At 68.8% G+C, this 13,611-nt stretch carries 11 protein-coding genes and 2 pseudogenes; 10 read left to right on the top strand and 3 right to left on the bottom strand.

Annotated elements, in window-relative coordinates:
- Window positions 1-253: 253 nt before the first annotated feature.
- The 4 genes and pseudogenes from OG782_RS15165 (at window position 254) to OG782_RS15150 (ending at window position 4,199) form a co-directional block, all read left to right on the top strand.
- On the top strand, window positions 254-2,089 hold the full coding sequence (locus tag OG782_RS15165) for an MFS transporter (RefSeq protein WP_406451188.1): 1,836 nt from the start codon (window positions 254-256) through the stop codon (window positions 2,087-2,089).
- 137 nt (window positions 2,090-2,226) lie between these two features.
- A pseudogene (locus OG782_RS15160) lies at window positions 2,227-2,460 on the top strand (adhesin); the annotation flags it as partial.
- 37 nt (window positions 2,461-2,497) lie between these two features.
- A complete protein-coding gene (locus tag OG782_RS15155) occupies window positions 2,498-3,205 on the top strand; it encodes an ATP-binding protein (protein WP_406451186.1) in 708 nt (235 codons plus the stop codon).
- Between the two features lie 148 nt (window positions 3,206-3,353).
- The gene (locus OG782_RS15150; RefSeq protein ID WP_406451184.1) at window positions 3,354-4,199 is read left to right on the top strand and encodes a CPBP family intramembrane glutamic endopeptidase; all 846 of its coding nucleotides are present in this window, start codon (window positions 3,354-3,356) and stop codon (window positions 4,197-4,199) included.
- 87 nt (window positions 4,200-4,286) lie between these two features.
- Here the strand turns inward: OG782_RS15150 and OG782_RS15145 are convergent, their stop codons facing one another.
- Complete coding sequence (locus OG782_RS15145) at window positions 4,287-4,895, bottom strand: hypothetical protein (RefSeq protein WP_406451182.1); 609 nt, start codon at window positions 4,893-4,895, stop codon at window positions 4,287-4,289.
- Window positions 4,896-5,205: 310 nt separating this feature from the next.
- Here OG782_RS15145 and OG782_RS15140 point away from each other — a divergent pair, with 310 nt between their 5' ends.
- The 4 genes from OG782_RS15140 (at window position 5,206) to OG782_RS15125 (ending at window position 7,589) form a co-directional block, all read left to right on the top strand.
- Window positions 5,206-5,541 carry a chaplin gene (locus tag OG782_RS15140; protein WP_406451180.1) on the top strand — a complete coding sequence of 112 codons (336 nt, stop codon included), beginning with the start codon at window positions 5,206-5,208 and terminating at the stop codon, window positions 5,539-5,541.
- A 242-nt stretch (window positions 5,542-5,783) separates the two neighbouring features.
- Window positions 5,784-6,317 (top strand): flavoprotein, encoded by a 534-nt coding sequence (locus OG782_RS15135; RefSeq protein ID WP_406451178.1) that lies wholly within the window; start codon window positions 5,784-5,786, stop codon window positions 6,315-6,317.
- Window positions 6,318-6,473: 156 nt separating this feature from the next.
- Window positions 6,474-6,887, top strand: coding sequence for a hypothetical protein (locus OG782_RS15130; RefSeq protein ID WP_406451176.1), 414 nt, complete (start codon window positions 6,474-6,476; stop codon window positions 6,885-6,887).
- A 303-nt stretch (window positions 6,888-7,190) separates the two neighbouring features.
- Entirely contained in the window at window positions 7,191-7,589 is a 399-nt protein-coding gene (locus OG782_RS15125; RefSeq protein ID WP_406451174.1) for an NUDIX domain-containing protein, read from the top strand.
- 214 nt (window positions 7,590-7,803) lie between these two features.
- Here the strand turns inward: OG782_RS15125 and OG782_RS15120 are convergent, their stop codons facing one another.
- Window positions 7,804-8,091, bottom strand: a complete 288-nt coding sequence (locus OG782_RS15120) for a S1 RNA-binding domain-containing protein (protein ID WP_406459085.1) — start codon at window positions 8,089-8,091, stop codon at window positions 7,804-7,806.
- Window positions 8,092-8,139: 48 nt separating this feature from the next.
- A pseudogene (locus OG782_RS15115) lies at window positions 8,140-9,123 on the bottom strand (restriction endonuclease); the annotation flags it as partial.
- Between the two features lie 609 nt (window positions 9,124-9,732).
- On the opposite strand from OG782_RS15115, the gene OG782_RS15110 reads away from it, so the two are divergent.
- Entirely contained in the window at window positions 9,733-12,942 is a 3,210-nt protein-coding gene (locus tag OG782_RS15110; RefSeq protein ID WP_406451172.1) for a CHAT domain-containing protein, read from the top strand.
- Entirely contained in the window at window positions 12,939-13,607 is a 669-nt protein-coding gene (locus OG782_RS15105) for a hypothetical protein (protein ID WP_406451170.1), read from the top strand. The genes OG782_RS15110 and OG782_RS15105 overlap by 4 nt, the downstream gene beginning before the upstream one ends.
- Window positions 13,608-13,611 lie beyond the last annotated feature (4 nt).

Below are 13,611 nucleotides of genomic sequence, written 5' to 3'. Positions count from 1 at the left end.
CCCCGCGGGTTCACCCATGAATCCGATTGCGCGGGGCACGGCCGTCCGACGCGGTCTCCCTCGCACCCCGGTACGGATCGGCCCTTACCGGGGTGCGTGCCGCTTCAGGGGGCCTTTCCGGACAGCGTGAGAATCTGCGTGCTAGCGTCCCGTGGGCAACGCGTGGACCCCGGAACGCGTCTTCCGGCCCATGAGACCCGAGCGGGAAAGCCGGCGATTCCAACGCGTCCGGGGAGGGACGGGGAGAGCCGCAGTGACCACTGCCGAGCCGACACGGGCGAAGAGCGACAGCGCCTCGGCGCGCTCCACGAAGCCCTCGGACGGGACGCAGGCACCGGACGGGGCACAGGCGCCGAGCGGGTCCGGCCGGTTCGGCGGTCTCAAGGAGCGCTGCCTGCGGCATCCGGTCCTGCTGGTGACCGCGATCGCCGCGGCCACCCACATCCTCTGGTTCTTCTTCTTCGCGAACAGCGGCGGCGACATCGCGGCCCAGGACGCCTGGGCCGAGTTCGTCGGCAGGCACCCCGGCACCGCGTACAACCTCGCCTGGTACGGGGGCATGCACCCCGTCTCGTACAGCGTGGTCTCGCCCTATCTGATGTCGGTGCTCGGCGTCCGCACGACGATGATGATCGCCGGAACCGTCTCGGCGGGGCTGACCGCGCTGATCCTGTACCGGGTGAAGGCGGTCCGCAATCCGCTCGCCTGCTCGCTCGCCGGCGTCTTCGCGTTTCTGTGCAACGCGCTGTCGGGCCGGGTGACGTTCGGGCTCGGCATGATGTTCGCGGTCGGCGCGGCGGCGGCGGTGTTCTGCTGGCCGCACCGCTGGCGGTACAAGCGCTGGGCGAAGGCGGCCGTCGCCGCACCCCTCGCCGCGCTCGCGACGGCCGGCAGCCCGGTGGCCGGACTCTTCCTCGGTGTGATCGCGGCCGCGCTGTTCCTGAACAAGCGGCGGCCCGGTGCGTACGCCCTGGGGCTGGCGCCCGTCGCGGTGGTGGCGCTGTCCGCGTGGCTGTTCCCGTTCTCCGGTACGCAGCCGATGTCGATCGCGACGCTGTCGGGGCCGTTCATCTTCGCCGTTCTCGTCTTCTTCCTTGTGCCGGGCGACTGGAAGACGGTGCGCACCGCGGCCGCCGTGTACGGGATCGGGACGCTGCTGACATATGTGGTGGACTCGCAGATCGGCTCGAACGTGTCGCGGATGGCGATGCTGTTCGCCGGCGTGGCGCTGCTGGCCGCGCTGCCGTACACGGTGCCCCGCTCCCGTAAGTGGTACGCACTGGTCATCGCGTTCGTCGGACTGAACTTCTGGATCGGGTACAAGGGCATCGACGACATCGTCCGGACCGCGCCCGACGCCGCCTGGGCGCGCGAACTGGCTCCGCTGGTCGATCAGCTGCAGAAGGTCGGTGCGGACAAGGGCCGGGTCGAGGTGGTTCCGCCGAGCAGCCACCGGGAGGCTTCCGCGATGATGCCGTACGTCAATCTGGCACGCGGCTGGAACCGGCAGGCCGACATGGAGCGCAATCCCCTCTTCTACGACGACACCCTGAACCCGATCAACTACCGCCAGTGGCTCGACCGCTGGGCCGTGCACTACGTGGTGCTGCCGAAGGGCGACCCGGACTCCAGCGGTGCGGTCCAGGAGGCGGAGCTGGTCGCCAAGGGGCAGCCGTACCTGAAGGAGATCTGGGCCAACGGCAACTGGCGGCTCTTCTCGGTCGACAGTCCGGTACCGCTGGCCGATCCGCCGGCGACGGTGGACCGGGCGGGCGCGGGGGAGCTGACCATCCATGTGAAGAAGGCGGGCCGGGTGCTGATCCGTATTCCGTACTCGCGCTGGCTCGCCGTGGTCGACGAGGAGGGCAACAGCCTGGAACGGCCTCAGGAGACCGAGGAGTCCAAGCGGCGTGCGGACGAGAACACCCCGAAGACATTCGTCAACACCAACGGCTGCCTGATCAAGATGGACGAGGACGAGGACGGCGACGAGTGGACGGAACTGCTGGCTCCGCACCCCGGCGTGTACCGGCTGGGTGCGCCGTACCAGTTGTCGCCCGGCACCCCCTGCCCGGACGAGCTGCGCTGACGTCCGGCCTCGCCTGCTGAGGGGTGGGGCCTGATGGCTGGGGCCGGATGCCTGGGGCGTGGCGCCTGGGGCCTGACGTCTGCGGGCGGGGCATTTTTCCGCACGAGCTCTCCCTGTGGAAATCCGGCCCTCGCATGGTCGCCGGCAACCCCACCGTCTACCGGGTGCTCTCCGACCCGGAGGACGCGGACTCTGCGTACCGGGGCTTCGCCGTACGCCAGGGCGCGCACCGGGGCAGCGCGGTCGACGTGAACAGTTACCCGGTCAAGGGCGACACGTTTGCGGTGCAGTTGATCGACCGGGGCCGGGACCGGGGCAGCGCGGCACGGGTGGGCGCGCATCACGCGGCCGCGCAGCGGAAGGTCACCTGCCGCCGAGGCGCCCGCCGGCCACGGGGATACTGCTGCGATGGACACCTCCCCGGCCTCCTGGCGCAATACGACACACGACTGGGCAAGCGTCGTGGACCATGATCACCTTGCGGGCATCCGGCGGTATCCCGCCGCGTTCGCTCCCGGCGGTCCCGGCCATCTGGTCCTCGAGGTCCTCGCCTATGCCGCCGACGAGGCGGAGTGCACCGGCGGGGGACGAGCCGTCGTCACGCTGCACCCGGACGGTTCGGTGTCCGTGGCGGACGACGGGCGGGGCACGGACACCCGGATCGACGGCCGGGGCCGGGGCGTGAGGAAACCGGTCATGGCCACGAAGGACCTGCGGTTCTTCGACTCCCCCCGGCCCGAGACCGAGGCGCGGACCGAGGCCGAGCCCCAGGCCGAGCCCCAGGTCGGGACCCAGCCGCAGACGCTGCCGGACGGGCATCCGCGCCGGGGTATGTCCGTCGTCGCGGCACTCAGCGAATGGCTCGTCCACACCAACCGCCGCCGGAACGGCTCATGGACCCAGCGCTACGAACACGGCATCCCCGTCACCGGCCTGGAACCCGTGGCGGACGACGGCACGACGGGGACGGTGGTCCACTTCCGCCCGGCCGAGGTCCTGCGTGCGGGGGCCGGTCCGGTGGCGGAGGACCCGGCGCCGTGGGCCGCGTCGTGGCCGGACCTGAGCGTCGTAGTCGTCGTCGCCGCCGCTGACGGCGACGACCGGCGCGACGGCTGAGGCGCCGGAGGAATGCCCGACTGTCCCCTTGTCCGGATGGATTGAGGGGTAAGTGAAGTTTGTTCGATTCCGTATGGGATCCTTCTGGGAGGCTGCGGCAGGCCCGGCAGGCGGGGATCTCGCCGCCGGACGAAAGCAGGAGGACCTGGTGCAGGACAGGACGGACCCGGTGCAGGACAGGACGGACCCCGTGCGGGGCGGGACGGACTCGATACAGGACGGCCGGGCGGGACGCAGGCTGTCATGGCCTTGGTTCCTGGCGGTGGTGGTCGTGTACGCGGGCATCATCCAGGGCCTCGGATACCTGATCGGCGTGGACACCAGCTACTCCGACAGCCAGTTCCCCACCACCGAGTCCCTGGTGCGCAACGCGCTGATCCCGATCGGGGCGTCGATCGTGTTCGCGGCCGCCGTCGTGACCTGGCTCGGCTGGTGGGGCGAGGTCCTGCGCTACCGAGCCCCCGTACGGCGCTGGGTGCGCTGGGTGCCGATCTCGATGATCGCCGTCGCCCTGATCGCCCTGAACTACGGCCACCTCGCCGATCAGAGCATCTCTCTCGTGGCCTGCCTGCTCCTGCTCGGGCTGTTCGTCGGCGTCGGCGAGGAGCTCATGTTCCGCGGTATCGGCGTCCACGTCTTCCGCCGGGCCGGATTCACCGAGGGCAAGGTCGCCCTCTACTCCTCGCTCGTCTTCGGCCTCGTACACGTCACCAACGCCTTCGGCCAGGGAGCGCAGGCCATTGTCCAGGCTCTCGTCGTCTCCACCTCGGGCTACTTCTTCTACCTGTGCCTCCGCGTCGGCGGCGTCATCCTGCTGCCGATGCTCGTCCACGGCCTCTGGGACACCAGCCTGATCTCCAACCTGGTCGGCGATCAGCCCCAGGCCGCCTTGGGCATGGTCCTCATCATCCTGCTTCAGGTCGTCCTCATCATCGTGCTGCTCGTCAAGCGCCCGCCGATCGAGACCGGGGCAGCCCCGGCTGCCCCGAACTGACCGCCCGAACCGGCCGGGGCCGTCCCTGACGTGGACGGCCCCGTGGCCTCACCACACAAGCGGTGAGGCCACGGGGCCGTGGCCGAGTCATGCGGCCTGGAGCACTTCACAGGAGCAGTGGCGGAATTCCAGACCGAGTTCGTGGTCCACGGCCGCGCTCGAACGCGTGGCGGCTTCGGTGACCTTCTCCCAGGAGCCGTACTTCATGTAGAGCTGGTCCGCTGTCGGGCCGAGCGGGTTGCCGTACTTCTTCTGGTTGCGTGCCTCCAGTTCCGCGACCTGTTCCGGGGACATGCCGGCGCGGATGACGTCCTTGGCGTCGTTGCGCATCTGGACCAGGGTGCGGGCGATGTCCTCCTCCGAGCGCCCTTCGGCGCGCATCGTGCACTCCTCGCGCTCCATGTCCTCCAGGAGGTCGTGATAGCGCATCCGCTGATCGCGGGCGATCTCGCGCTCCTGCGGAGTCTCGCTCCGGATCAGGCATACGACCGGTTCCGGGCTGGTGCAGTCGCCGTGGTCCGGAGCGGCCTGGGAGACAGGGGCGACGATGACCGAACCGCAGCCGGCGAGCGACCGGCACGGGTGTGTCACATGTGCGGCGGCAGAGGCGGGCTGAAGGGGAAGGAGGACGACTTGGGCGACCAGCAGCGTGGGAACCACGCGGCGGGCCAGTGAACGCAGACTGGTCAGTGACATGCGCTCATCGTTGGGCAGACGACACCGGGACCGAAGGAAGGCGAGGCCGAAGTACCTCCCGTGGGCGGCCGACTCCACTCCGCCGAGTGAAGCGACGACGCAGGGGGCGGCGCAATCTCAGTCCCCCCGTGTCCGTGGTGAGAAGGACCGGCAACGCGCCGCGATGATCAACTCTCCATGGAACGACGGCCATTCGTGGGATCGCGATCGGTGCCTGGGCGCGCCTGGGGGCTGTGCGGGGATGGGCGCGCATCGTGGGACGGAGCTCGCCGCCTCGGTTGCGGCGGCATTCGTTCTTCGTGGAGGTTCCATGTTCAGGCTAGGAAATGCGGTCGTACTGACCGTCGCTGCCGGTGCGCTGGCGTTCGCCGGCGCCGGTACGGCCAGTGCCGACTCGGGCGCGCAGGGCGTGGCCTACGGTTCGCCGGGCGTGCTGTCCGGCAACGTGGTGCAGATCCCCATCAGCATCCCGATCAACGCGTGCGGCAACTCCGTCAACGTACTCGCACTGCTCAACCCGGCCGCCGGCAACACCTGCGTCAACGGCGGCCACGGACGTCAGCAGCACCACGACGGCGGCATGAAGCACGAGGACAAGAAGGACTGGGAGCACAAGGCGGACCACGGCAAGTACAGCCACCGCTGAGCCACCTCCCGCTGCACGGCGGAGCCGGAACGGATCACTGTCCGCCGGCTTTGCCGCAGGGGTTTGAGGAACCGGGCTTTCCGCACAGCCGACAGGGCCCTGGACGCGTCCCACGTTCCGTTGCCGGCCAGGAGCGCTATCCGCTCAATCGATCAAGCCATGGACGAGCACGCTCACGAAACCCGAGGCCGGGCAAGCGGTCCTGATGGCAGGATCGACGCCGACAGAGGGAGAGATTTCGTATGCGTCCAGTGGTACATCTTGTGGGCTGTGGAACACGCCCCACCGGGGATCTCCCCGACTTCGCCTCCGCGCTGCGGGCGGCCGGATGGGATCCGTACATCGTCCCCAGCCCGGCGGGGCGGCGGTTCCTGGAAATCGACCATGCCGAGCAGCGCTCTGGGCAGGCGGTGCGCTGGGACATCGACCCGGATGACCCCGTGCCACTGCCGAAGGCAGACGCGGTCGTCGTCGCACCGGCAACGTTCAACACGATCACCAAGCTCGCCGCGGGCATCGCGGACACACTAGGCCTCACGGTGACCGCCGAGGCTGTAGGGGCTCGGATCCCGGTGGTCGTGGTGCCGTGGACGAACTCCGGTCTGGCGGGGCATCCGCTGTACGAACCTGCCCTGCGGTCCCTGCGCGAGTGGGGTGTTCGCGTACTGCCGGCCGATCAGGCCGATCCCTTTCCCTGGGAGTCACTGCACGGGGTGCTCAAGGAGATCCACGACGACCTCGTTCACGCGGCAGCGGACAACACGCCTTCCTCGTAAGCGGGGTCGCGTACGACCATCTGTGCGGCAACTCCCGGCAGGGCAGGGCAGGGCGCGGCACGGCATGGCATGGCACGGGATCCGAACCGTATTACTCAATCAGACGTGAGTACGTGGACTCTGGCCGGTTCGTAGGAGAGCCGGAACGCTTGAGTCATGCCACAACGACCTCTCAAACTCGTTCCCCAGCTGATGGCGATACTCGCGCTGGCTGTGATTGCGCTAGCGGTATGGGCTGCCTGGCTGGGCTGGGACCAGCACCGCGACGTGCAACCTGACGGTTCGGAGACCGGCCCGTACGAGGCGTGGCAGGTGATCGGGCTGGTGCTGACCCTGCTGGCGCCGGTGTACTGGGCGGCATCCCGGCGCTACATCGCAGGCGCCGTGCTCGGCGTCCCGGCCGGTCTGACCGTTGCCGCCTATTACGACTGGTCGGACGACTCCAGCGGCCTGTTCATGGTCGGCGTGCTGATGATCATGGTGGGGAGCCTCGTCGCGACCGGCGTCGCTTCCGCCGTGATCGCCTCCGTGACAACGAGGGCCGACTCGACGACTCGACAGCGCTCCTGAAAACCGTCGCGCCAGCGATGTCACCGTAGGTGCGAAGCCCACACCCACCGCAGATGAACGGCCCCTGACCGGGTGAATCGGTCGGGGGCCGTTTGGCTGCGCGCTGTCCAGGAGTGACCGTTGCTCCCGCAGGCTCCCGCTCGATCGCGCACGACTGGACACATCTGGAGCCTGCTTCAGCGTCACGCCATTCGCGTCGGGCCCTTTGCGGCTCCAAGCCGGCAATCCGTGATTCCCGTGGGGCCGAACGGGCTATCGTCGCGAGCATGAAGACCCGGCGCAATGTTCGCGCGGTTCTGCTCGATGGCGATCATCTGGTGTTCCTGCGGCGACGGATGGCCAGATGGACCTTCGTACTACACCACTGTCGGCGGAGGCGTCGAACCCGACGACGCGGATCTCGAAGCGGCCCTACGGCGCGAAGTGATGGAGGAGATCGGCGCCACGATCGGCCCTGCCGCCGAGTTCCTGACAGTGACCGAACCAGGTGAGAAGGTCACTGTCGTGCAGCACTACTTCCGGGCCGACGTGTTGGACATGGATCTGGGCCGCCGTAACGGCCCTGAGATGGAGGATCCCGACGTAGGGGACTTCTCGCCAATCCGAGTCGCACTGGACGTGTCAGCCGTGGAAGCGCTGGAACTTCAACCGATTGAACTCGCCGATTACCTACGTGCTCACGTCACGTCGTGGGGTGCCTGACATGTACCGGCGACCCACCTCCCGATCCCACCACTCGCCCCGGCTCCCATCACGTCCGCCTTCGACCCACACTCCGCGGAGCGGGCAGGAGCGGGTGTGTTCAGGGCCTCGGGACACTTCCCCCGTGGTTCTTCACGTGTTCGCGGGGCTCCCGGCCGCATGTGTGCCGAATCCGGTCCGTGTGGGCAACTCCGTGTGGGCAACGACTGGGCGATCAGTGGGGATCTGAGGGTCCGACGCCGTCGCCCGCAAGTGCCTGCTTGTGCGACAGGAGGATCTGGCGCCGCGTCGGATCGACGAGGAGAATCATCACTGCCAGCGTGTCCCCGACCTGGACGACATCCTCGGGCCTTTCCACGTGCCTCGCGGAGAGTTCGGAGATGTGAACCAGTCCCTCGAAGCCGTCATCGCGGTCTTCGATGCGGACGAAGGCGCCGAACGGTGCGAGCTTGGTGACGAGGCCGGTGACGATCCGGCCCACGTGCTGCACGAGCTCCTGCATCGGATCTTCTTGCAGCGCCTTCAGCGAGAGGGACACACGCTCCCGCGTCATGTCGATGCCGTACTCCTGGACCAGTTCTTCCAAGCCGCCTGGGTATCCCTTACCTCCGCTGACGAACTCCCAGTCGCCGTTCGCGCGGCGGTGGAAGGACCCCAGCACGAGGGCGGTTTCGCCGGTGCGGCCGTCTGGGACTTCCAACTGGTCGAGTGGGGTTCTCTCGGCGTCCAGCAGCCGGATTCCGGCGTCGGTGAAGCCGGACAAGTCGGCCGCGGAATTGGCGACAGGATCGACCGCGGCGATGATGACGAGACGGTCAGCGCGCGTCGGTAACGCATCGAAGGAGACTTGGATCGCAGCTCTGTCCGGCGTGACGGGGATGAGCGCGCGGACCGTGCCGTCGGGTGTCCGGGGATTGTTGAAGAAGACGAAGTGGTCGTCGTCCAGGACGCGGTTGCCCTGGCAGATCAGCGCGCACACGTCCAAGGCGACGTTGCCCGACCAGTACATGCCCAGCACGTTGTGGTCGTCCGTGCCGGGCTCGCTGTCCGATGCTGGTCTCTGGGCAGGCACCGAGCGTTCGCCGTTGCCCAGTCGCCCGCGCAGCCCGTGGCGGTGCAGCAGGTCGACCAGTTCGGAGCCTGCCACCAGTTCCAAGGGCTTACCGTTGGCGAAGGTGTGCGAGCCGGGGCCGAATGCGGACGTCGTGACCAGCACACCCTTGTTGGCGCCGGCGTCCTGGACGGTGCCGTACAAGTCGCGGACGGCTGTCGGCGGCACGGTGTTGCGGTAGCGCTTGACCTGTACGACGATCTTGCCGCCGCGAATCGGGGTCGGGTCCAGCGCATCGACGTCCACGCCCCCGTCGTTCGAGCGCTGTGTGGTCACGGCCTGCATGCCCATGGCCCGGAATAGATCGGCGACCAGCGCTTCGAAGGCGATGGGATCCATCTCGTACAGATCCGGCTCTTCGTCGCCTCCATGAGTGACGGCACCGTTACCGACGTCTTCGGGAACCCGGCCGGGTCGCACGGATGGGTGACTAATTGTGGCGTGATTCAGATGGCGGGCTCGGTATGCCGGAAGAGGGCACGGGGGAGAAGGTGTGCACTGTGCCGCTCTGGAGCTGATCGCGATACGCTGTGCGGCCGATCGAACACACGGTGTTGTGGCGTCCGCAAGTGCGGGGTCGACGCGTCCGTTGGCACCGGACTGTGGCTTCTCTGTGCTCACGGATCCGCGCGCCAAGGATGAGCCGGATGCGCGGGTGGCTCGCAGCCTGTTGGGTGAGCGCACTGCTGCACTCGAGGTCCTCATCGCGGGGCCGGGGGCAACCAGGTCTGACCAGGGTCGTGCCATGGTTGAACCCGCTGATGACCGGTTGGCGCGAGGGGGAACGGCGTGCGGCTGTCGCGGGACATCACTGGGTGGGCGTTCATAGGTGAGGTGGACGGTGTTCGGCATGCCGGACTGGCAGTAGGGCTGACCGGTATCAGTCCGTTCACTGCCGGTGCCGGGGCCGGAGGCAGCCTGTTCACCCGCGCGAACGGCTGGTGGCGCCTCCCGGTACTCCTCTCGCTGAACGAGTTGCCTTTCGGTCATCCTGTCGACCAGAGGTGGTGTGTCACGCGGGATGACGGAGGCATGCTGTCCGTCCTCAGCCCGGACGGTGCGTACTTTGTGCACGACCTCCGCCTGGAAGAGCCGCTGGGCTGGCGGGAGACGGCGATCGCCTCGGGCTCGGTCATGCTGGTCGTCTCCCACGTGTTGCCTGCGATGGACGATCCGATCGGCGCGCTCGACCTCGAAACGCGGCAGGGGATGGTGTGTGCCGGCCCCGTGCGCTTCGGCAGGCCGGGCTACGAACCGCGTGATGAGCGTGATGAGGAGGACGGTGCGCCGACGGTGAGGTTCCTCATCGACCCGGTCGGCACGCTGATGGAGCTGGCACATTACGCGTGCGACCGGATCCTGTCGTTGCCCCAGGCGAAGCAACAGGCACGCGAACTGGAGAAGACGCGACAAGCCCTGGCGGATCACTCGGACCGAGCGCTGCCCGCCGAGGCGATGGTGGAACTGCTGCTCCGGGACGATTTCCTCAACCACCGCGGTCTGGTCGAGGTCATGTACGTCTACTGGAGGCTGGTCGCCGAAGTCGCCGACGCCTGCGGGGCGGAGGCCGCCTGGCGGGACGCGGCGCTCCGTACCGTCGAGTCGGCAGTCCACCTGGTGGCGGACCGGTGCGATCGCGCGGTGTTCGAGGAAGCCGACGCGGTGGTGTCACGGCTGATCGACAAGCTGAGCGATCCCGTCGAACTGGAAGCAGCGTTGCTCGCCGCCGTCCGGCTGCGCATGGCCACCCGGGGACCGGAGGATCTAGGCGCTGACCACTACGCCTGCGGGATACGTACCGTCTGGTCCGCTCGGCTGGACGCGGACCTGTACCGCACGTGGTTCACCGACGAGGAGCCCTTCCAAGCCGAGTCCCACCGGTTGGTGGCGGAGGCGGGACATCTGGTGGTGCGCGCGCTGGAGCTGGACGGCGGGACGCGAAGGCCCCGGCTCCTGGCGTCGTTGGCGCAGATCCTGTCGGAAGAGGAGGAAGTTCACCGGGATGCCGTCGGCGGTGCGCTTTCGGCATGGCTCGATTCGTCCACCGCCGACGATCCGGATGTCGCCCTGTTCCTGCTCAGGGTGGCGGACAGGGTCCCCCCGGGCTTGATCGACGGGTTGCCCAGGGCGGTGTTCGGTTCGCCCTTGGCCGACTTCGTCGCCGCCCATGGCAGCAACGTAACCGCGAAGGTGATCAGCCAGGGCGTCAACCTGGCCCGGGAGCACGCCGACCGGCCGCTGCTGCGCACCGTGCTGGACTGGGCAGAGCAGCTCGGTGTCCGCTGGGACCCTGCCCACCGCCGGCAGTTGGCCGAAGCGCGGCTTCACGTGCTGCCCGACGACCCCACCGACTGCCCGGGTTCCGGCCGTCCGCTCGCAGCGTCGTTCCCGCAATCCTGGACCCCGACGCAGCGGTCGGCGGCGCTGCTGCATACGGCCGCACACGCCCGCGACCTACAGCAACCGGCGCTGGGACTAACCCTCTTGAGGCAGGCGGGAGACGTACGGAGCGAAGAAGCCAGGCTGCTGACGGCGGACCTGTACTACCAGTCGACCCAGAGGGGCGATCCGGTCTCCAGCCCTGTGCCGTTCCCGTGGGGCTACTACACGTACGCGGCACTCGGCTACGCCTCGCTCGGCTTCGAGGAACTGGCGCGGGCGAGCCTGGTGCCGTTCGTGCAGCGGGTGGGCAGTCTCCACGGCGAGGAACTCAAGGCAGCCCTGTCCGCGATCATCGTGGACGTGCCGAACTTCGACACGAGCCGCGCGCCCGAACTCGGCGGGGTACTGCGCGACCTTGTGCACTCGGCGGTCTGGCAGCTCACCGCGGACTCCGAGGCACTGCCGCTGGGGCTGATGCTCGGTCTGCACCAGGCGGGCAAGGGACCGGAGCTGGGCGCATGGTGGCGGATCGAGGTTCCGATCGCGCTGCCTGCGCACATCCAGCACCTTCTCGGCAAGCTGCGCGACCTGGAGGAGCCCGCCGTCTCCCATGGTGCGTCTGGCGCATCGCCGCACCCGCTGAACGTACTGGACTCCGACCGCCGTCCCGGCGGCCACGGCACCCAACAGATTGCCCGGAATGTGCGGTGGCGCATCTCGTCGCTCATCGACGATGAGCTGAGTCGCCGCTCGGCACCGCTCGTCGACGACCAGCGTCTCTGGGCGAAGACGCAGGAACTACTGGACGGCCGGACCGTACTGCTGACCTGGTTCCTGCCCGCTGCTGTGAGCGGCGCGGCCGTGCTTCTCGCTGTCACCAGGCAGGGCCGGGAACTCGTCGTGCACCTGGGCGACGGCCCGGACGAGAACAATGACCGGCACCCGGTGGCGGACCGGGTCGAGGCGATCCGGACGGAGGTCGAACGCGACCCGCTGTTCGGCGACGTGACACCGGAAGGCGCCCACTTGCTACGGCAGCCGGGCTACGTGCCACTAGGCGGCGGCGAACTGTGGGACAAGTGGCGGGCCCAGGGCAAGGACCGGATCCTGGCCTGGCCGCACGGCGCGCTGCACTACCTTCCGTTACCGTTGTGCCGCGCCGGAGACCGGATGATCGCCGACGACTGGACGGTCACCACCATCGCAGGCCTCGAAGCCCTGACGCCCGCCGCAGGCCCCGTACGGCCGCGCCGCACCGCGGTGCTGGCCTCCGCCGACGGCGGTGTGCCCTACGGGCTGCACGCCGAACCGGCGCTGGAGGAGCACGCGCGGAAGGTTGCCGACGCGATCGGCGCGGACGCCGCTACCGGGCCCGCGGCCACGCGTGACAGGTTGCTCGCCGAACTGGCCACGGCAGACGTGGTCCACATCGCCGTACACGGGACGCTGGATCACGACGCGCCGTGGATGCACTGCCTCTACCTCTCCCCGGACCGTGACGACGATGGCCGGGTCTTCGCCTACGACTTCCTGGAAGTCGACCTGCGCGGTGTCCGCCTGGTCACTCTCGCCGCGTGCGAGTCCGCGCTGGGCCGATTCGACCGGGCGGACAACGTTCGTGGCATCCCGTCGGCACTGATGACTGCCGGTGTGCAGGCCGTCGTCGGGTGCCTGTGGCCCGTACGCCCGGAGGCGGCCACGTACTTCTACCACCACATGCACCATCGGATCGCGCAGGGCACGGACCCGGAGCGCGCCTTCCGCGAGGCCCAACTCGCCACCCGCACGCGGCATCCCCACTACCGTGACTGGGGAGCGTTCACCTATCTGCATGGTCGGAGCAAGGGAGCCGTGGCATGACCGAGGTCCGCTTGCACGATGTCGAGCTCGTGCCGGAGCACACGCTCGGCAGCCCGGCCGACGGCGAGCCGCTGCGAGGCAGGCTCACGTTCGGCTGGGACGTGATGCCCGCCGACCACGAGGGCGTGCCTGCTCAGTGGGCGTCCTACGTCAGGGCGACGCCCGACCGTGAGTTCCGGCAACTGGTGATGGTGTGCTCGTTCCGTCCGGAGACACCGGCCGGCAAAGGTGTGTTCCGCCATGCCTCCCTGGGTGTGGCACTGTCCACACCGGACGGCCGGGCACGGCCCGTCGCGCGGCTGATCGACCCCGGCGAGCGCACCCGTCCGGTCGTCGCCTCCGGCATGGGCGTGAACTTCACAGTCAAGGCAGGTCTGTTGGACGTGGGTGTGGAGAGGCCGCCGGGTGCGGGGCCGGAGAGGGACGAGTGGATCGTCCGCGGCCACGGCGCGTCCCAACCGAATCCGCAGTGGGAGTTCCGCCGAGTCAAGGGACTCCCGTTGGTCGGCGACCACCCGGTGGCCGCGCTGGTGGAACTCGTGCCCGACCGGTTGAACACGGCAGAGGTGCTGGTGGCGGCAGAGCTGGAGCACCGCGGTTGGGGGATCCGCCGCTACCGGGCACGGCTCGCGCCGTCGCCGCACACCATCGTGCTGGCCGGGTGACCTC

The sequence above is a fragment of the Streptomyces sp. NBC_00876 genome (genome assembly GCF_045207435.1).
Classification (GTDB): Bacteria; Actinomycetota; Actinomycetes; order Streptomycetales; family Streptomycetaceae; genus Streptomyces.
The sequence above is the reverse complement of the archived record's forward strand: the minus strand, read 5'-3'. Positions and strand labels throughout refer to the sequence as shown.

What these genes read in the sequence shown, in the direction of transcription:
- OG782_RS15155 (WP_406451186.1), top strand. Translation starts at nt 2,498, where the DNA reads ATGGACACCTCCCCGGCCTCCTGGCGCAATACGACACACGACTGGGCA.
- OG782_RS15145 (WP_406451182.1), bottom strand. Translation starts at nt 4,895, where the DNA reads ATGTCACTGACCAGTCTGCGTTCACTGGCCCGCCGCGTGGTTCCCACG.
- OG782_RS15140 (WP_406451180.1), top strand. Translation starts at nt 5,206, where the DNA reads ATGTTCAGGCTAGGAAATGCGGTCGTACTGACCGTCGCTGCCGGTGCG.
- OG782_RS15135 (WP_406451178.1), top strand. Translation starts at nt 5,784, where the DNA reads ATGCGTCCAGTGGTACATCTTGTGGGCTGTGGAACACGCCCCACCGGG.
- OG782_RS15130 (WP_406451176.1), top strand. Translation starts at nt 6,474, where the DNA reads ATGCCACAACGACCTCTCAAACTCGTTCCCCAGCTGATGGCGATACTC.
- OG782_RS15125 (WP_406451174.1), top strand. Translation starts at nt 7,191, where the DNA reads ATGGCGATCATCTGGTGTTCCTGCGGCGACGGATGGCCAGATGGACCT.
- OG782_RS15120 (WP_406459085.1), bottom strand. Translation starts at nt 8,091, where the DNA reads ATGCAGGAGCTCGTGCAGCACGTGGGCCGGATCGTCACCGGCCTCGTC.
- OG782_RS15110 (WP_406451172.1), top strand. Translation starts at nt 9,733, where the DNA reads ATGCTGTCCGTCCTCAGCCCGGACGGTGCGTACTTTGTGCACGACCTC.
- OG782_RS15105 (WP_406451170.1), top strand. Translation starts at nt 12,939, where the DNA reads ATGACCGAGGTCCGCTTGCACGATGTCGAGCTCGTGCCGGAGCACACG.